At 44.1% G+C, this 17,076-nt stretch carries 21 protein-coding genes; 1 reads left to right on the top strand and 20 read right to left on the bottom strand.

What is annotated here, in order from left to right:
- Nucleotides 1–225: 225 nt before the first annotated feature.
- Nucleotides 226–354 carry a hypothetical protein gene (locus VM640_RS01995; protein ID WP_325389387.1) on the top strand — a complete coding sequence of 43 codons (129 nt, stop codon included), beginning with the start codon at nucleotides 226–228 and terminating at the stop codon, nucleotides 352–354.
- Between the two features lie 112 nt (nucleotides 355–466).
- Here VM640_RS01995 and rplS read toward each other — a convergent pair whose 3' ends face one another.
- The 20 genes from rplS to VM640_RS02095 all read right to left on the bottom strand — a co-directional run bounded on the left by rplS (nucleotide 467) and on the right by VM640_RS02095 (nucleotide 17,036).
- Nucleotides 467–808: a 50S ribosomal protein L19 gene (gene rplS, locus VM640_RS02000; RefSeq protein WP_325389389.1), complete on the bottom strand. Its 342-nt coding sequence runs from the start codon at nucleotides 806–808 to the stop codon at nucleotides 467–469.
- 196 nt (nucleotides 809–1,004) lie between these two features.
- Nucleotides 1,005–1,562 carry an RNA methyltransferase gene (locus VM640_RS02005; protein WP_325389391.1) on the bottom strand — a complete coding sequence of 186 codons (558 nt, stop codon included), beginning with the start codon at nucleotides 1,560–1,562 and terminating at the stop codon, nucleotides 1,005–1,007.
- A 1-nt stretch (nucleotide 1,563) separates the two neighbouring features.
- Nucleotides 1,564–2,361, bottom strand: coding sequence for a tRNA (guanosine(37)-N1)-methyltransferase TrmD (gene trmD / locus VM640_RS02010; protein WP_325389393.1), 798 nt, complete (start codon nucleotides 2,359–2,361; stop codon nucleotides 1,564–1,566).
- Nucleotides 2,358–2,867 carry a ribosome maturation factor RimM gene (gene rimM / locus VM640_RS02015; protein WP_325389395.1) on the bottom strand — a complete coding sequence of 170 codons (510 nt, stop codon included), beginning with the start codon at nucleotides 2,865–2,867 and terminating at the stop codon, nucleotides 2,358–2,360. Before rimM ends, trmD begins: the two co-directional genes overlap by 4 nt.
- A 101-nt stretch (nucleotides 2,868–2,968) precedes the next feature.
- The gene (locus VM640_RS02020; protein ID WP_325389397.1) at nucleotides 2,969–3,199 is read right to left on the bottom strand and encodes a KH domain-containing protein; all 231 of its coding nucleotides are present in this window, start codon (nucleotides 3,197–3,199) and stop codon (nucleotides 2,969–2,971) included.
- 23 nt (nucleotides 3,200–3,222) lie between these two features.
- Entirely contained in the window at nucleotides 3,223–3,489 is a 267-nt protein-coding gene (gene rpsP, locus VM640_RS02025) for a 30S ribosomal protein S16 (RefSeq protein ID WP_325389399.1), read from the bottom strand.
- Between the two features lie 151 nt (nucleotides 3,490–3,640).
- On the bottom strand, nucleotides 3,641–5,008 hold the full coding sequence (gene ffh / locus VM640_RS02030) for a signal recognition particle protein (protein ID WP_325389401.1): 1,368 nt from the start codon (nucleotides 5,006–5,008) through the stop codon (nucleotides 3,641–3,643).
- A gap of 15 nt (nucleotides 5,009–5,023) precedes the next feature.
- Complete coding sequence (gene ylxM / locus VM640_RS02035) at nucleotides 5,024–5,392, bottom strand: YlxM family DNA-binding protein (protein ID WP_325389403.1); 369 nt, start codon at nucleotides 5,390–5,392, stop codon at nucleotides 5,024–5,026.
- 144 nt (nucleotides 5,393–5,536) lie between these two features.
- Complete coding sequence (locus tag VM640_RS02040; RefSeq protein WP_325389405.1) at nucleotides 5,537–6,412, bottom strand: DegV family protein; 876 nt, start codon at nucleotides 6,410–6,412, stop codon at nucleotides 5,537–5,539.
- Nucleotides 6,413–6,547: 135 nt separating this feature from the next.
- Nucleotides 6,548–8,572 (bottom strand): KUP/HAK/KT family potassium transporter, encoded by a 2,025-nt coding sequence (locus VM640_RS02045; RefSeq protein WP_325389407.1) that lies wholly within the window; start codon nucleotides 8,570–8,572, stop codon nucleotides 6,548–6,550.
- A gap of 328 nt (nucleotides 8,573–8,900) precedes the next feature.
- Complete coding sequence (locus tag VM640_RS02050) at nucleotides 8,901–12,332, bottom strand: FtsX-like permease family protein (RefSeq protein ID WP_325389409.1); 3,432 nt, start codon at nucleotides 12,330–12,332, stop codon at nucleotides 8,901–8,903.
- Nucleotides 12,333–12,344: 12 nt separating this feature from the next.
- The gene (locus VM640_RS02055; protein ID WP_325389411.1) at nucleotides 12,345–13,046 is read right to left on the bottom strand and encodes an ABC transporter ATP-binding protein; all 702 of its coding nucleotides are present in this window, start codon (nucleotides 13,044–13,046) and stop codon (nucleotides 12,345–12,347) included.
- A gap of 201 nt (nucleotides 13,047–13,247) precedes the next feature.
- Nucleotides 13,248–13,655 carry a type VII toxin-antitoxin system HepT family RNase toxin gene (gene hepT / locus VM640_RS02060; RefSeq protein WP_325389413.1) on the bottom strand — a complete coding sequence of 136 codons (408 nt, stop codon included), beginning with the start codon at nucleotides 13,653–13,655 and terminating at the stop codon, nucleotides 13,248–13,250.
- The gene (mntA, locus tag VM640_RS02065) at nucleotides 13,645–14,067 is read right to left on the bottom strand and encodes a type VII toxin-antitoxin system MntA family adenylyltransferase antitoxin (RefSeq protein WP_325389415.1); all 423 of its coding nucleotides are present in this window, start codon (nucleotides 14,065–14,067) and stop codon (nucleotides 13,645–13,647) included. Before mntA ends, hepT begins: the two co-directional genes overlap by 11 nt.
- Before the next feature lie 132 nt (nucleotides 14,068–14,199).
- Nucleotides 14,200–15,327 carry a tetratricopeptide repeat protein gene (locus tag VM640_RS02070; protein ID WP_325389417.1) on the bottom strand — a complete coding sequence of 376 codons (1,128 nt, stop codon included), beginning with the start codon at nucleotides 15,325–15,327 and terminating at the stop codon, nucleotides 14,200–14,202.
- A 59-nt stretch (nucleotides 15,328–15,386) separates the two neighbouring features.
- On the bottom strand, nucleotides 15,387–15,503 hold the full coding sequence (locus tag VM640_RS02075) for an SEC-C metal-binding domain-containing protein (RefSeq protein ID WP_414647875.1): 117 nt from the start codon (nucleotides 15,501–15,503) through the stop codon (nucleotides 15,387–15,389).
- 284 nt (nucleotides 15,504–15,787) lie between these two features.
- Nucleotides 15,788–16,147 (bottom strand): ASCH domain-containing protein, encoded by a 360-nt coding sequence (locus tag VM640_RS02080; RefSeq protein WP_325389418.1) that lies wholly within the window; start codon nucleotides 16,145–16,147, stop codon nucleotides 15,788–15,790.
- Nucleotides 16,148–16,156: 9 nt separating this feature from the next.
- The gene (locus VM640_RS02085; RefSeq protein ID WP_325389420.1) at nucleotides 16,157–16,303 is read right to left on the bottom strand and encodes a hypothetical protein; all 147 of its coding nucleotides are present in this window, start codon (nucleotides 16,301–16,303) and stop codon (nucleotides 16,157–16,159) included.
- Between the two features lie 122 nt (nucleotides 16,304–16,425).
- Complete coding sequence (locus VM640_RS02090) at nucleotides 16,426–16,653, bottom strand: YdbC family protein (RefSeq protein ID WP_325389422.1); 228 nt, start codon at nucleotides 16,651–16,653, stop codon at nucleotides 16,426–16,428.
- Between the two features lie 17 nt (nucleotides 16,654–16,670).
- Complete coding sequence (locus tag VM640_RS02095; protein WP_325389423.1) at nucleotides 16,671–17,036, bottom strand: M48 metallopeptidase family protein; 366 nt, start codon at nucleotides 17,034–17,036, stop codon at nucleotides 16,671–16,673.
- Nucleotides 17,037–17,076: the final 40 nt, after the last annotated feature.

The raw sequence follows: 17,076 nt of genomic DNA on the forward strand, positions 1-17,076 counted from the left end.
GCCTTATCCTGCCGAATAGCATAGCATTCATCGTAGGATAAAGAAAACTTGGCTTGTGCCAAGCATAGCGAAGGCAGAAGCCTTAGTTGCCTTATCCTGCCGAATAGCATAGCATTCATCGTAGGATAAAGAAAACTTGGCCAGCGGCAAGCGTTAGCGCAGACGATTGCCCTAGTTGCCTTATCCTGCCGGACATAAATACTTGCATCGCAGGAAAAAGGAAACTTGGCTAGCGCCAAGTTTCCAAGGGAAAATTCGAATAAAGAAAACCCGGCTTTCGCCGAGCATAGCGATATAGAAGACTTGGTCAGCGCCAAAGCGGTGGCCTTAGTCGCCTTATCCTGCCGAACTTAAACGCATTCATCGTAGGAGAACGAAAGCCGTTGGTTGCACTTATGCTATCTGCCCTAAACTTATACTTTCTGTTAGTACTAAAAAGGACTGGATGAATCCAGCCCTTCTTAAACTAGCGACGGTCGCGAATCCGTGCAGCTTTACCAGAAAGTTCACGGAGATAATACAATTTAGCGCGACGCACAAAACCGTGCCGAACAACCTCAATCTTATCAGTTCGAGGAGAGTGAAGTGGGAAAGTTCTTTCCACACCAACGCCATAGGTTACCCGACGTACTGTGAAGGTTTCGCGAAGCCCGCCACCCTTCATTTTGATGACTAAGCCCTCAAAAACCTGAATACGCTCCCGAGTACCTTCAACCACTTTGACGTGAACACGTACGGTATCTCCTGGACGGAAGGTAGGAAGATCTTTTCTCATTTGTTCTTCTTCAATCATGCGAATATAATCCATTAAAATTCCCCCCTTCCTTGCTTAGATGTTCATCACTGAGCCGCTTCAAACGACTTCTAAACAGCGAGCGGACCATCCATCATACGTCAGAGTATATTTTAGCATATGGTTTGCAAGCCTGCAACCTATAATAAGCTGCAGATAACCTTGCCAGCAATTTCTAAAGTGTTAATGATATAAAATAGCTCATATTTCATCAATGTCCCCGTAGTCGATCAAGGATAATCGAGGCTGCTGATCGAACGGAAAGATGATTCCATTCTCCTGGGCCATACACCGGATCCAGTATCAGATCACAACTTTCCAATACCTCATGAATCAAGCCCCAGCCTGTTCCAAACAATAGAAGGATCGGGTCTTCGGTTTCTTCAATTCGTTTTCTGAGTGCCGAATAACTAATCGTATTGGGATTTTGATGGGCATCTGTCGCTACTTTTAAAGCTCTCCGCCCCTGCTCCTGGGCGATTTCTGCTTCAACTTCGGACAATTCGCTGACTAGACTGACCCGAGCAAAAGCCTCCTGGCGATTCTGATTATACCCCGACCCGAAGCCTTCCTGCCAATATCCCATAATCCGCCCAGCTAAAGCCCTCTGGGCTTCAGCCGGATGAACAATATAATAGCGTTGCGCCCCAAACGTTGTCGCACTCCGGGCTATATCATGGATGTCTAAATTCGTGATCGAGGTTGCGATCGTTTCCATGTTCTTGTTATAGACCGGGGCATGGATCAAGGCGATATACACGTCGCCCATTTTATTTCCTCCTATTTCGTTTAGGCTTTGGCTTGAGATGCTCCCACCGAAGCCTTTCTTCCTTGATTTCCGGATGTTCTTTTGCCAGTTCTTCAAGCAGCGGATAATCATCAGGCAAGAACTCCATGTTTCGGATAAGATCTGGTCGTTTCAAGAAAGTCCTTCGTAAGGACTCTTTTCGCCGCCAAGATTCGATCCGAGCATGATGGCCGGACAGCAGTACTTCAGGGACTTCCATCTCCTCAAATACTGGAGGGCGAGTATATTGCGGATACTCCAGCAGGCCCGCGCTATGCGAGTCCTCCTCGGAGGAAGCCCTCTCACCAAGTACACCAGGAATGAGACGGGCAACCGCATCAATCATGACCATCGCCGCAAGTTCTCCCCCAGTTAAAACAAAATCCCCTAAGGAGACCTCCTCGTCTGCTAAATAACGAATTCGCTCATCAAACCCCTCATAATGCCCGCAAAGAAAAACCAGCTCATCTGCGTGACTCCAGTCTTTAGCCCGTTCCTGGTTAAAAACCTGACCCTGGGGAGTTAATAGGATGATGCGACGTTGACCTTGAGCCGATGGAAGATCACGCACAGCAGCATAGAGCGGTTCTGGCTTAAGGACCATCCCCGCTCCACCTCCATAGGGGACATCATCCACATTTTTATGCTTACTTACCGCATAATCCCGGAAATCAATCAGCTCGATGTTGATCAGCTCATTCGCTTGTGCTCTCTTCAAGATGCTTTCCTGTACCGGCGCAAACATTTCCGGGAATAACGTAAGAACCGTAAATTTGATCATAGAGAATCATCCTCCAGGAGACCGAGAGGTAACTCTACTTCCATTCTTCGCCCAGGAACATCAACCTTTTTAACGACACTCTTCAGAGCAGGAACACAGATTTCTCCTTTTTCCCCTTTGACGAGATAAACATCATTAGAGCCTGTCTCGATAACCTGAGTTAAGACCCCAAGGCAAACTTCTCCTTCAAACACCTGCATTCCTTCTAATTCGAAGTAGTACCATCCTTCCTTCAGAGGAGGTACATCGGTTCGATCGATCTTCACGGCTACCCCGCGAAGTTTCTCCGCTTCCTCTCGGGTCTCAATTCCTTCCAAAGTCAAATAGACCTCGTCCTGCTGGACGCGAGCTTTGAGTACTTTGAAAGTTCGAATCACTCCGGCTTGTTCGAGAATGACCTTTTCCAGACTCTTGAACCGCTGCGGGTTGCTGGTAATCGGGTAAACTTTAAGTTCACCTTGGACACCATGCGGTTTAATCACTTCTCCGATCAGAACCTCATTCATTCAGAAAGACCCTCCTTCCCTAAAAGAACTCTATGCTGAACGATCAATAACGATCAATAACGATTAATAACGTTAAAAAGGGCTTTAAGCCCTTATTAACGTTACTGATCAATGTCTACATGGACTCGTCGTCCATCTTTTACTGCAGCTGCTTTTACAATCGTACGAATGGCATTAGCAATTTTACCCTGTTTGCCAATAACCTTGCCCATATCTTCGGGAGCAACAGTCAACTGCAAATGAACAGATTTCTCAGAATCAGTTTGAGCTACCTGCACTTGATCAGGATGATCTACTAAAGCCTTCGCGAGGACTTCTACAAGTTCCTTCACAGGAACCACCCCCAACCATCCACTTATTTTTTAGATTCGTGGAATTTAGCCAGAATGCCAGCTTTACGAAGCAAAGATTTAGCCGTATCCGAAGGTTGAGCGCCAGTCGCCAGCCATTGGAGGACTTTCTCCTCATCAATTTTCAGGACTTCCGGATTCTTCGTCGGATCATAATAGCCAATTTCTTCGATGAAACGACCGTCACGGGGAGCGCTAGAATCAGCTACGACTAAACGATAGAACGGATTCTTTTTAGCGCCCAAACGGCGTAAACGAATTTTAGTTGCCATGATATTCACCTCCTCAACAGGGTTCTCAATAATTTCATCTTCTAAATCTTTACAACTCCCGAGTCTAGCCCTTCTTGACGCTTAGGCCAAGATGGATTAGGGGGAGAAAAAAGCGTCTTCGCCTTGGGCCTTGAGACTTGGGACTTGGAACTTAGCCGAAAGGAAACTTGAAACCGGGCCTTTTGCCCTTTTTTCCCTTTTTCCCTTTGCCACCAAGCATTCCCATCCCAGGTGCGCCGCCCGAAAATTGCTTCATCATTTTTTGCGTCTGCTCGAACTGCTTAATCAAACGACCCACTTCTTGAATACTCGTGCCGCTACCCTTGGCGATTCTCCGTTTACGAGAGTCCTTAATGATTACCGGTTTGCGACGTTCCTCCGTAGTCATGGAACGAATAATTGCTTCGACGTGAGCCGTATCCTTTTCATCGATCTGCACGTCTTTAAGCTGTTTTCCCACTCCCGGAATCATTTCGAGAATAGAGGACAAGGGACCCATTTTCTTAAGCTGCTGCATCTGGTCAAGAAAATCATCGAGCGTGAATTCCTGCTTGCGCAGTTTTTGCTCCATTTCCTTGGTTGTTTTATCATCAAAAGTCGCTTGGGCTTTTTCGATCAGAGTAAGGACATCTCCCATACCCAAAATTCGCGAAGCCATACGTTCAGGATAGAAGGGCTCGAGAGCATCCATTTTCTCCCCGATACCGGCGAACTTAATCGGACAACCAGTCACGGCTTTCACCGAAAGGGCAGCTCCACCACGTGTATCGCCATCGAGCTTCGTCAGAATAACGCCATCGACGCCAAGCTCCTTATGGAAACTCTCCGCGACATTCACCGCATCTTGTCCAGTCATGGCATCAACAACGAGCAAAATTTCATGAGGTTTAACTGTCGATTTAATGTCTCGCAGCTCGCCCATAAGCTCTTCGTTAATGTGCAGTCGTCCGGCAGTATCAATAATCACAACATCTTGACCTTGACTATTCGCCTGCCGAATACTTTCCTGAGCAATTTTCACCGGATTTTCCCCGCCTAGCGAGAAAACCGGGACATCAATCTGTTCTCCCAAAACTTGGAGTTGCTTGATGGCTGCAGGTCGATAAATATCACAAGCTACCATCAACGGGTGTTTCCCTTGTTTCTTAAGCAGGGTAGCTAGCTTCGCCGCATGCGTGGTCTTACCCGCGCCTTGCAAACCAACTAACAAAATTACCGTCGGTGGTTTGGAGGAAATATTAATTTTGCTGGAAACGCCGCCCATGAGGGTCACCATTTCTTCATTAACGATCTTAATAACCTGTTGAGCCGGAGATAAGGATTCCATAACTTCCTGCCCAATCGATCGTTCCTTGACCTTGGCCACGAACTCTTTGACTACTTTATAGTTCACGTCTGCTTCAAGTAAAGCCATTCGCACTTCGCGCATAGCCTCGCTAACATCATCTTCCGTGAGCTTGCCTTTTCCTTTTAAGCGTTTAAAGGTTTCTTGAAGTTTGTCACTTAGGCCTTGAAACATGATTGTTCCCGCTTTCTAGGAGGATTCCATATCATTACTTACATCATTGATCTGTCCACGAATCATTTGATGGCGTTCCCAAGCCTCCAAATTCGTAAAATCCGCCTCAGTGTACACCTGCAATTGCTTCTTAACTTCGATTAACTTTTCTTGTTCTAACAAAAAACGATGAATCAAGCCAAGTTTAGCTTCATATTCACTTAAGATTTTTTCTGTTCGCTTGAGTAGATCATAAACGGCTTGACGGCTAATTTTCTCAGCTGTTGCGATTTCCACGAGGGATAAGTCCTGTTCATAGTGAAGATCCCAAACATTCCGCTGCTTTTCGGTCAGAAGCGGGCCATAGAAATCAGCGAGTAACGCCATCTCTGCAAAACGTTCCATTTTTAAAACCACCCGTAAAGGAGTTTTGCTTTACTAAGATAGTCTAGTTGATTCAAGAATATTTGTCAACCTAACCCGAAAATTTTACTCTGTAAATCCTTTCCCTACTCAACCTTATCCCGGTGTTATTAAAAGCGGGGCAGATCATGGATGCTCAACAAAACCGATACCTATTGCGCCCGGACCTGAATGTGCTCCTACTATAATCCCTAGATTGCTTTTAAATATTTGACCACTATAATTTGTTTTATTTCTTAGATAATTGCACATATAGTCCACATCTTCCTGGAATTCTGCATTTTGGATAATGATTATCATTTTATTAATATCAATAATCCTTGAAACTGCGACATCTATCATGGTTTTAAGCGATTTTGTTCTTCCTCGAATGGCTTTGATGGGATGTACTACGCCTTCCCTAAACTCACATACTGGCTTAATGTTGATTAGTTTTCCCAGGAAGGCAGTAGCTCCTCCGATTCTGCCTCCAGCCTTCATATACGTCATGCTGTTAACCACAAAAAGCGTGCTTATTTTCGTAACCATCTTATGTATCGTCTCAACAATATCCCCAAAGTCTCTATCACTATCAATCAATTTAGCGATCCCAATTTCCAATGCAGCCTGCCCACAAGCACAAGTATTTGAACTAATCACTTCAATGTGGGCATCATTATTTTTCTCTTCAAAAATTTTCTTTGCAGAAATAGCCGTTTGAAAGCTAGAAGATAGTTTAGAAGAAATAGTCGTCACAATATACTTTTTAGCACCTCTGGCATACTGCTCCTCAAACACGGTCAACCAGTCATGAATATTGGGAGCTGATGTTTTGAGAACGTCGTCAGGATGTTTTTCCATATGTTTATAAAACTCAGTTATTTCATAATCAATATTCTCTCGGTAATAATTTGTGATATCAAATTTGAAGTAGAATGGAACCTCGCTGATGTTGTACTGTTTGATGAAGTCTCGCGGTAGGCTCCCTGAAGAGTCAACTATTTGACATATCGTTTTATTCATTTACTCGCCTCCATATAAAAATATCCAATTTGAAACTCTTTTCAGCATTGGTATTCTTACTTCGTCAGCCAATACCATAATCCGCAATTCGCTTTTAAGCAAAATGCGTTGGTGAGAAATCTTCGATTTTGAAGATCAAATCGAATTTTGGTCTTTGAGGGGTTCTCTCTTGAGTTTGATTTGCCTGCTGGTTCCTAAACGTAATGGAACGTGTTCAATTTTAACATCCGTATGTTCGAGTCCAAACCATCTCACAGGAGAAACCGTAATTTTCTTTATGCCGAGTTTAAATTGCATGATAAATCGTTCATATAAAGGAAGGTTGGTATCATTAGCCAGTTCTTCACGGACTAAAACGAAGCAGAAATCCCCAACGTTACTATTTACTGCATTGGTAGAATACAATTGGGGTTGTTTTTTTATTTCGTTGGACTCCATCAGATCTGTGACAACTTGTCTTAAATACGTACTCACTTTTTGCTCAACCCTAAATCCTAAGAGCAGTTGAACTTTGAAAACATAATCGGTTCCAAAACTTTCAACGGTATAGGCCATTGTCCTAGGTTCATCTGTTACCTGTACATTTACGAACCAATAAACTTCCGCTCTTTTCGGCCGCTTATCTAAAATTGAATAAATGATTTCATTGTTTACATTTCCCGGTTTTGATTTGCTGGTTAGATAAACCAAATTCGTAGCATATACCGGAATACGTCCATCCCTTCTCAGCTTTCCAAGCTTAGAAATATAATCTTTCACTGAAACTTCTTTCGTCACGGTTTGTTCAAGATAAGTAGCTTTTAACCATAAAATCATCATTATTAAAATGAGAGAAGCAATAATCACAGTTACAAATCCACCATGCAGAAATTTTGCAGCACTCGAAATGAAAAAAGCAGTTTCCAAGGTTCCAAAAATGATAACCATGAGGAATGAGAGTACCCTGGATACTTTATTTTGAAGAAGGTAATTGAACAACAAAATTGTGGTCATCAGCATCGTAATTGTAATAGCTAACCCATAAGCAGATTCCATATGTGCAGATGTTTGAAAGAATAGAACCACTCCGATACAAGAAAACATTAAGAGGATATTGACGACTGGAATGTACATTTGGCCTTTTGACATAGCGGGATAGTAGATTTTTAATCTCGGTAATAAATCTAATTTAATGGCTTCGGAAACGAGTGTATAGGACCCAGAAATTAAGGCTTGGGAAGCAATGATCGCGGCTAAAGTCGCAAAGACAACACCAATAATACGAAAATTTGCGGGCATCAGTTCAAAAAATGGATTAAAACCCATCATATTTTGCAGTCCCTGATTGTCTTTGACCTGTAATAACCAAGCCCCTTGACCAAAATAGTTGAGCAACAAGCAAATTTTAACAAATGACCAAGTTCCGTAAATATTTCTTCGCCCTACATGTCCTAAATCCGAATACAACGCTTCTGCACCTGTTGTAGCCAAGAATACACTGCCCAAGATCGCAAATCCGGCTTTATTTTCTTCACTAAACAACAGTTTAATTCCATAGTAGGGAGAAAATGATTTTAAGATATCCAGGTTTCCGGAAATATGTACAACACCTAGAAACCCTAACATGATAAACCATAAAACCATAATGGGTCCAAATAATCGTCCTATGATCTCAGTCCCCGTTCGTTGGATAAGGAACAGGACACAAAGAATAATAATGGTAATCAAAATAACAGTGGATTGGCTTGATCCAAAGCTATTCACATAGGCCGGAATCCCATTTAATCCTTCCACAGCAGTTGTGACAGTAACAGCCGGAGTTAAAACACCGTCTGCTAAAAGTGTTGCTCCCCCAATCATCGCTGGAACAATCAGCCAGGTACCCATCTTCCGAATCAGTGAGTACAGAGCAAAGATGCCACCTTCCCCATGATTATCGGCTCTGAGTGCAATCAGAACGTACTTAATAGTGGTAAGTAAGGTAAGCGTCCAGAAAATAAGGGAAAGAGAACCGTAGATAAACTCCTTGGAAATTGATTCCAATCCCCCGTTGCCTTCAACTAATGCCTTCATAACATATAATGGCGATGTCCCAATATCACCATAAACAACACCGATTGCTACGAGCATCCCGGCTAAGGTTAAGGGCCGTTCCTTGTACCTATTTAATACCTTGTCCATTATTTCATCCCTTCAATAAGACTATAGCGCAACAAAAAAGAAAAACCCCATTTCGGGGTTAATCGATTGCCCGGACATGGTTCCCCCGCTCCCGTAGAATTTAGCGCTGTCTTCATTCAACTGTCACTTATAATAATCCTTTTAAAATAGATTGTATAGCGACAAATTGGTGTAGATACTCTCTAACTTCCCCACTAAGGCTTAGATGTCATTAAAACAGTCTCGCTTAAAGTCACACATTATATCATGACAAATGCGTTGGCAAGAAAACTTTCGTTCTTCTCAACCAACGCATTAAATATTTATTCTACATTATTAACCGGAATTCTCATTCAACCGCCTTCAATGCTTCCACCATGTCAATGCGATTGAGCCGTCGGTGCGTAATCAGCATGACGACAAAGGAAAAGGCGAAGGTAAAGGCCGCGGCCAAAATATAGCTGGCCGGCTTAACTGCCGGGTCCAACAGCACATTCGGAGGCGCCATCGTAGTAACGATGAAGCTGTGCAGGAGTAACCCGAAAATGTAGCCGATAAAAATTCCGATAGTCGTAAGAATCATCGTTTCGCGGTAAACATAGGCTGTCACCTCGCGGGGATAAAAGCCCAGCACCTTAATGGTAGACAATTCGCGTATCCTCTCGGAGACGTTAATATTGGTGAGGTTATACAACACGACAATAGCCAGCAGCGAAGAGGCCAGAACAATGACCAGCACCACGATGTTTAAGGATTTGGTCAGATCCCCGATCAAATCACTGGCGACATTGGTATTCACCATTCTCAGCACAACGTCTTTCTCCAGCATGCTTTTGGAAAAAGAGCTGACACTTTCAGCGCTGTGGTCCTGGAGCGAAATATAATCGCTATTCGTGTGGTACGTTTTGCCGAAGATTTTTTCATAATAGCTTGGAGACATGTAGAAATAGTGGCCGGCATAGTTCTCCGTGATCCCTGCGATTTCAATGGTTTTGAACGTGCCGTCATTGTCCTTGAACTCAAGCGTGTCGCCCACGCCCAGCCCGAGAAGCATGGCGATCTTCTCGGAGATGACCGCGCCATCCCTCAGAGTGATGGGCTTTTGGCTTTTGCGCTCCCGTAACTGGTTGATCGTCTGGAAGGCCGCCGCATCCTCGGGCACGACGACAGCAACTGTTTGGTTAAGCTTCCCGGGTATCTGAACGACGCCTTGTTCAAACCGGGCCGGATAAACTTTGGCAATACGACTGTCGCTCCCCAACCCATCGCTCAACGCCTGCAGGTCTTCCTTTGCGGCATTCTCGTCAAAGATCATAATGGAGTCATAGCGCAAAATCTCGCCGTACTGCTTGACAAAAAGCGAACCGACCGAATCGCGGATTCCGAAGCCCATGAAGATCAGCGCGGTGCACCCAGCCACCCCGAGAATCGTCATCAGCATCCGCTTTTTATAGCGGAAGATATTCCGGGCTGTGACCTTGTAATTGAAGGACAGACGCCGCCACAGCGGGGTGAAACGCTCTAGCAGGATGCGGTTTCCGCTCTTCGGCGCCTTGGGCCTGAGCAGTTCCGCGACATTGTCCTTCAGCGATTCCCGGGTGGTCAGAAAGGCGACAAACCCTGTGCATAACAAGCTAATCAGGACGGCAATCACACTGAAGATCGGCGAAAGCAGTGGGATCCCCTGTTTAAAGAGAAAATTTGAGGAATAGGCGTTGAAAATGACCGGCATCAGTATTTTCTGCCCCGCGACGATGCCGATCAAACTTCCGATCAGGCTGGCTAGGCTTCCGTAGGCCAGATATTTCTTGATGACGTCCCGGTTCGAATAGCCAAGCGCTTTCAGTGTGCCGATCTGCAGTCGCTGCTCGTCCACCATGCGCATCATTGTCGTCAGTGAAACTAACAGGGCAATCAAGAAAAAGAACACTGAGAAGAAAAGGGACAGTAGATCCATGCTCTCGGAATTCTGGATATACTGGTAAAAGCCCTTATCCTTGTACCGATCATTGATGGTATAGTCAGGCACCTTGAGCCGAGCGAGATCATTTTTTGCTTTATTGAGATCTGTCTTACCCTGCTCGATCTCTTGCTGGGCAGCGGGCAGCTTGTCAAGATAGGCACTCCGCCCTTGCTCATAGTCAGCTTCGCCATTAAGGAGCTTCTGATGCATCGACTGCAGAGCGGCCTCATAGTCTGCTTTTTTAGCGTTAAAATCGGTCCTCTGCTTATCTAGCGTCTGCTGACTGTTGTTCAGCTTGTCTCGCGCGTCAGTCAGCAAGGAAGAGGAGTCAAGCGTTGTCTGCCTTTGGGCGACTAGGGCGGTGTACTGTGCCTGAAGCTCCTTCTTTTTGCTCACAGCCTCAGCCTGTTTGTTCTGCAGATCTGTCCGCTGGACCTGCAGCGATGCTTTTTTAGCTTCCAAAGCTGTTTTTTGAGCCACAAGATCGGCTCTCTTCTGTTCAAGCTCCGCTTTTGTTTGCAACAGTTGCGTATTTTGGGCGTTAGCAGCCAGGCTCTTATTGACATCCGCCAGCTGGCTGTCAATCAATGTGATGCTATCAGCAAGGGACGCAAGGCCTGCATCGGTTTGCTGCAGACCCGTCTCGACCTGAGACAGCCCTGTCGTAAGCTGGGGCAGACTAGCCTCAATCTCTGCCAAGCCAGCGTTGATCTGGCTCATCCCTTGCTGGATCTTATCCAGCCCATCCTGAAGCTCGGTCGTCTTTGCGTCAAGCTCCGTTCTGCTGGCGTCGATCTTTTTCTGAGCATCAGCGAGTTGTTTTTGACCGTCCGCAAGCTGCACCTTGGCCTCGGCAAGCTTAGCATAGTCGCCAAGTCTTGCCTTTGAAGCCAGCACTTCCTGTCCAGAGGTATTTTGCGCCTGCAAATTCCAGTAAACAGCCCAGCCTTTGTCCAGTTCAACTCTTGCGTCATCCAGCTCTTTTTTCGCATCGCTCAGTTGTTGTTCCGCGTCGTTGATCTTCCCCTGCGCTGTGGAAATGTCAGCAGTTCCTTCCTTGCGGTACTGTTCAAGCCGAATTTCTGGCCTGTTAGCCAAAGCCTGTTCCACTGCGTTACTGTGCGCCTTCATCTTGTCCTTGTACTCGGTCGAATAGCTGTTGAGGCCTTGGACATCACTGAATGTCAGTCTCGCCAGACTGACATTTTTCATGATGAAATTCTCTTTCGCGATCACACCGAAGCAGTTCACAACTCCATCGCCGATGGAAGAGGAGCCCTTATCCGTCGGCATCAGGTATTCGGGCGAGTTCACAAAACCGACAATGACAAAATCGTAATTTTTCAGGGCATAGCTGCCCTGCACTTTGTCAGGGTTAAACGAGATGTGGTCGCCGATTTTATAGCCCTTTCCCCTCATTTTTCCGTCCAGAGCCAGCTCGTCCGCCCCCGCGGGCAGCCTGCCCTCGAGGATTTCATAGCCCGGCAGTTTCCCTAAAGACTCGGCGCGGACAATGGTGTCTGAACCTCGCTGCATCAAATCGGTACGGTAGCTATAATCTAGAATTTCAACTCCCGGAACAGAATTGAGAATCTGTTCGTCTTCCATGGCCAAACCCAGCGGAGATGTCACTATCAGATCTTCAAGATTGTTCTTATCCGCGTAAGTGAGTAACGTGTTGCGCATGGTCGGGCCTGTCACAAATAGCCCGACAAAGACAAATGAACCCAAGGCGATCATCAACATGATCGACAGGAAGCGGGTGATCGATTTTGTAAATTCCTTAAGGATGTCTTTATTTAACGCTTTTTTATGCATGGTCAATACCGCCTACCATTCAATAACATCGATGGAAACAGGATGTTCATTGATCTGCATTTTTCTGACCCTGGCGTCGTTGATCTCAATCACCCGGTTGGCGATCGGCGTAATCGCCTGATTATGGGTAATCACAATGACGGTTGTTCCAGTGTCCTGACATGTATTTTGTAAAAGCTTTAGAATCGCTTTGCCGGTCTTGTAATCCAGCGCACCTGTCGGCTCGTCAGCCAGCAGCATTTTCGGATTTTTGGCCAGTGCACGGGCAATGGCCACTCGCTGCTGCTCGCCCCCGGAAAGCTGGGCTGGAAAGTTGTCCAGGCGGTCACCCAGGCCTACGCTTTCCAAAACCGACTGGGCATTCTTGGCGTTGGGTACAATTTGCGCCGACAGCTCCACATTTTCCAAAGCCGTCAGATTGGGCACCAAGTTATAAAACTGGAACACAAAACCAATGTCCAGCCGCCTGTATGTTGTCAGCTCTCTGTCTGTGTATTTGGCGATATCCTTGCCGTCGATCAGCACCTGGCCCTCGTTGCAGGTGTCCATACCTCCCAGAATATTGAGCACTGTCGACTTGCCGGCGCCCGAAGGGCCGACAATGACCACAAATTCGCCCTTTTCAATTTCAAAATTGATTCCATTATTAGCCACAATAATCGTGTTACCCATTTTATATCTCTTATAGCATTCAACCATCTGAATAAAAGGCATAGAATCAACTCCAAACCTCATTAACTTCATCTTTGCATATAAAGTTATTGTATCACATTCTAGGTAGGAGGCAGAAGTCTGAGCTCATACCCACAAGACATTCCAATCGGCTGGGTGCAAAAAGAGCCGACTACTGTCGGCTCAATCGATAACCTTACCCATAATTAGAAAAATGAAATTATCTGGATAGCCGACATCAAGTTAGAATTTTTGAAGCATAATTCTGCTGAACTTCTTCAAGTCATCTAGATGTTGTTCAATAACTTGACTCACTATTTTCAGATTAAGTGTTTGGTAGTTATGGACTGCAATATTCCGAAAGCCCACCATCGATTTCAAGGATTTAGCTAAAGATTCGTCTATGCACTTCTCTTGGCAAAGAATATCAAAAGCGTCACGGCTAGTTTGGGGAATACCCCATTTATTTTCAGCAACGATATGCATGGCTAGATCAATGGCTGCCTCACAGCCTCTTTGAATGTTTAAAATGATGGAGTCTTGCTTAGTAAAATTCTCAAGGTTATGATAATCATTCTCATATTCTTCATTGATTCGCTGAATACAACGCTCGATTATAGCGCATTTATTATAAACTACATCATCCCCCATAGATTGTTCCCCTCTCTTTAATTCGTTTTAAGATGGGTGCTCGTTCCTCATTCAATAAGGCATACTCCTTAAAAGTGCGCAGAAAATAATACTTTCTACGGGTCTCATCCTTACAGTAAAGCACTGTTCCATGTCCAATAACTTGCACCTGAAAAACAGTACTCGCTGAGTGTAAATTGACACAATCGACGCTCTTTCCAATTGATTCAGCCAATTTTTGAGCAATACAAAATGACTGATACTCCTCCACTTTCTGATCGGTTAAAAAAGCAATATCAACATCACTCTCTTCAAGTGCTCTTCCTTTTGCATAAGAACCAAACAGAATAATGATCCAAGGATCAATTAAATTATTTAAAGTCTCTATAATAGTTTCGATATGAGCAGGATCTAATTCAAGTGAATCAGCCATAAAAACACTCCCATTACAGAAGATTGGAGTAAAAGCGAAAAAGTTATACATGCTCAACCTTTCCATATTATAACATATCATGCTCAAAAATTCCTTATCGAAGTATGATAAGGATTTCGCTGTCCATTAATCCTATATTATATGTCGCTTTCTTTTTCCTTTCTTTTTAGGAGGTTTCTTCTTTTGGGGGCGTACAACCTGGTTGGCGTCTAGCCTTGGTAAACTTAAAGTTTGCTCCTCCATAGGCAATTCTTTCTGCCGTTGTCCCATATACATTTCGGCTAGCGGGTAAATCCCTGCGAAATCAGATAAATCAAGATCAATATCCAATAGGCTTAAATAATCGGATTTCTCCTTATTATTATCAGTTTGTGCTCTGTAAGTAGCAAAATCAGTAGCTTTAGGAAGGAAATTTATAAATTTCTCCATATCATCCAGGATATCCAGTAAAATGTAAAGCCCTCCCGCTAGAATATCGCGCAACACTAACGGTTCAATCCGGTGATAATCCCCCGCTGTGAGCAGCATCTGGCGCAATTGGGAGGTCGCGGCTTCCGTTTCACCGTGTTCAAAAAGAATCCGGCCAAAGGAATAATGAGATTCCATCTGCCCGGGGTCATATTTCAAAGACTCTTCGTAAGCGACCACAGCCAAATCCGGCCGGCCACCTTGATAATAAGCATTTCCAAGCCTGTTCCAAAGCCAGGCATTTTCCGGTTCCCGTTGTAAAATACTCAAATAATGTTCTTCCAAATCCGTCATCAAAGAAAATGCTTGTCCATCTGCCGAAGTTAACTTGCCAAATGCAATTCTATCTCCATCGAAACCGACTTTACTACTTAAAACTTCGCTCATAACTGCCACTTGGAGCATCGTTTTTGTGTAACTAGGAATAAGCCATTCACCGGCGGAATTACAATGATGGCAGCGAAAATAACCAGTAAACTGAAAACCTTCCAGATTAGAAGTCATTTTATCGGTGTCGCTATTTTGCTCAGAAGAATCGTCGCGGTACTTTTCCGGATCCACAACGATCTTGCCTAAATCATATTTACCCTTACGGCCACAATTTCGGCATGTCAGGCTATATATGTTTTTCGGTTTTGGCTCAATTGCTTCGTCCATTGTTTGAGCGATCTTATGGGCATAGTTTCCGGGTAAGCTGGATACGGATGGGTTTGCCAGAATTTCCGTAATCTCTTTTCCTGTCAAGATATGGATCAGCAACGGATTGATCCCATATTTTTGGTAAGATGCCACTGTCTTTAATCCTCTCCCTTTCCTTTTTTTTGCGTGACCGGCCGAAGTATGCAGGTTCTTCATACTGCCGTGATTCCGCAACATTTTTTATATTTCTTGCCGCTGCCGCATGGGCAGGGATCATTGCGCCCTATTTTAAGCGTTGCAACTTTTGGAGCATCCTTCGATGATTTCATCTTTGCCGTGTTCTTTGGCTTTCTTAAACGTGTCTTGAATTTTTCTTTTAAAGTTGGATCCAAATTTACGCTAAATTCCTTGATAAGGAATTCATGATCGACCTTGGCCTTTCCCGTCTTTATTTCGCTAATCTCCCAGGTTTCAGTATCCAGGTTGCAGGAAAAAAGCTTCTCCTTAAGCTTGCCGCTTTCGTCTATTTCCGTGAATTCCAGTCCTACAGTAACACAGTTACAATCGAATCTTCAAGGCTAACAGGTAACCACTGATTTATATAATATGACGATTACAGATAGACGAATGATTGAGGCGCATAGTTTAACCCAAAATCTGATAAGAAGAGCGGGTTTTTATATTTTTTTACCTTACCTAGTCGATAAGCAACTGCCTTCTCTTTTCCTTGGTAATATTGGTCATAAAACACTCGACAGATTCCTGCTAGCTCAGCAGTCATTTCCCATACTTTATCTACTGCATCTTCGATTACTTCCATTATGTCAGCCTCGCCGACAATACGCCTAACTGGGGAAGTGGCATATATAACAATTTTATCTACATCTGCTTTGCATCGGACTTTTCGGAATTCAAATTTCTTACTTCCGTTTAAAATATTATCCACGTGTTGAGGATTAATCGATAATAACATTTTGCACATTTATATCGCCCATTTGGCATTTTCGCCTGCAGTACCTTTCTTCGCGAACCAGTTCGGGAATTCCGAATAATCATTTTTCAAAGAATAAAAAAAGGGATCATTCAGGTCTACATCCGAAAATTTGCACCATTGAAATTTACCAGGCATTCCTATCCCTCCCCAAATATTAATTGTTTACATCATCTAGACTCCTTTAACATTTCTGATCACCATTATGTGTCTTTCGTTTAACTGTTCTGCTTCCTTCAATCTGAACTTGTAAGTAATACTTACAAATTCAGATCCATCCCGTCTAGCAGTCCTTTAAGACTTTTTAGTTCCTCAACGGTAAGCGTTGCACCCTTCCCCATCTTAGAATGATCAGGCGACCAGTCACGAATATCATACTTGGGATCTTTGTCGTTCCAGCTTATAAAGTTAAGTTCTTTCTTCCAGCCTTTGGATGATTCTGAGAGAACACCGATTGTCTCTTTTATTTCGAATTTGATATCTGCCATTGCATCTCCCCCCCCCTTTAGAGCAGTCTTACGACCTCTTCATCTAGGATCTCTTTCCTCTGTTTCCAGTCAGGCATGAGTGCGGTCATGAAATTATAAAACGCAGTATCATAATTTCTGTACTTATAATGGCTTAGCTCATGAAGGATAACATAATCGATGCAAAATTTAGGTGCTTGAATCAGTTCAGAGTTAAGCAAAATAATGTTCTTATCTTTGATACAAGAACCCCATCTTGCTTTCATGGTTCGGATCTGAATCTCTGGTTTCTTTATCCCATACTTCGAGATAATGGGGTAAATTCGTTTTAGGCTATCATAGTAATTCATAACTGCTTTATCTCGAAACCAATTAGAGAGTACCTGAACTTTCTTTAATTCCATAATAGAACATATCTTCCCTACTTTCTACTTTTCATTGAGA

The sequence above is a fragment of the Desulfitobacterium sp. genome (assembly GCF_035539115.1).
Classification (GTDB): domain Bacteria; phylum Bacillota; class Desulfitobacteriia; order Desulfitobacteriales; family Desulfitobacteriaceae; genus Desulfitobacterium_A.

Excerpts from the sequence above, each read along its gene's own strand:
- rplS (WP_325389389.1), bottom strand. The coding sequence starts at position 808 with ATGGATTATATTCGCATGATTGAAGAAGAACAAATGAGAAAAGATCTT.
- VM640_RS02005 (WP_325389391.1), bottom strand. The coding sequence starts at position 1,562 with ATGGGCGACGTGTATATCGCCTTGATCCATGCCCCGGTCTATAACAAG.
- trmD (WP_325389393.1), bottom strand. The coding sequence starts at position 2,361 with ATGATCAAATTTACGGTTCTTACGTTATTCCCGGAAATGTTTGCGCCG.
- rimM (WP_325389395.1), bottom strand. The coding sequence starts at position 2,867 with ATGAATGAGGTTCTGATCGGAGAAGTGATTAAACCGCATGGTGTCCAA.
- rpsP (WP_325389399.1), bottom strand. The coding sequence starts at position 3,489 with ATGGCAACTAAAATTCGTTTACGCCGTTTGGGCGCTAAAAAGAATCCG.
- ffh (WP_325389401.1), bottom strand. The coding sequence starts at position 5,008 with ATGTTTCAAGGCCTAAGTGACAAACTTCAAGAAACCTTTAAACGCTTA.
- ylxM (WP_325389403.1), bottom strand. The coding sequence starts at position 5,392 with ATGGAACGTTTTGCAGAGATGGCGTTACTCGCTGATTTCTATGGCCCG.
- VM640_RS02040 (WP_325389405.1), bottom strand. The coding sequence starts at position 6,412 with ATGAATAAAACGATATGTCAAATAGTTGACTCTTCAGGGAGCCTACCG.
- VM640_RS02045 (WP_325389407.1), bottom strand. The coding sequence starts at position 8,572 with ATGGACAAGGTATTAAATAGGTACAAGGAACGGCCCTTAACCTTAGCC.
- VM640_RS02050 (WP_325389409.1), bottom strand. The coding sequence starts at position 12,332 with ATGCATAAAAAAGCGTTAAATAAAGACATCCTTAAGGAATTTACAAAA.
- VM640_RS02055 (WP_325389411.1), bottom strand. The coding sequence starts at position 13,046 with ATGCCTTTTATTCAGATGGTTGAATGCTATAAGAGATATAAAATGGGT.
- hepT (WP_325389413.1), bottom strand. The coding sequence starts at position 13,655 with ATGGGGGATGATGTAGTTTATAATAAATGCGCTATAATCGAGCGTTGT.
- mntA (WP_325389415.1), bottom strand. The coding sequence starts at position 14,067 with ATGGCTGATTCACTTGAATTAGATCCTGCTCATATCGAAACTATTATA.
- VM640_RS02075 (WP_414647875.1), bottom strand. The coding sequence starts at position 15,503 with ATGAAATCATCGAAGGATGCTCCAAAAGTTGCAACGCTTAAAATAGGG.
- VM640_RS02080 (WP_325389418.1), bottom strand. The coding sequence starts at position 16,147 with ATGTTATTATCGATTAATCCTCAACACGTGGATAATATTTTAAACGGA.
- VM640_RS02085 (WP_325389420.1), bottom strand. The coding sequence starts at position 16,303 with ATGCCTGGTAAATTTCAATGGTGCAAATTTTCGGATGTAGACCTGAAT.
- VM640_RS02090 (WP_325389422.1), bottom strand. The coding sequence starts at position 16,653 with ATGGCAGATATCAAATTCGAAATAAAAGAGACAATCGGTGTTCTCTCA.
- VM640_RS02095 (WP_325389423.1), bottom strand. The coding sequence starts at position 17,036 with ATGGAATTAAAGAAAGTTCAGGTACTCTCTAATTGGTTTCGAGATAAA.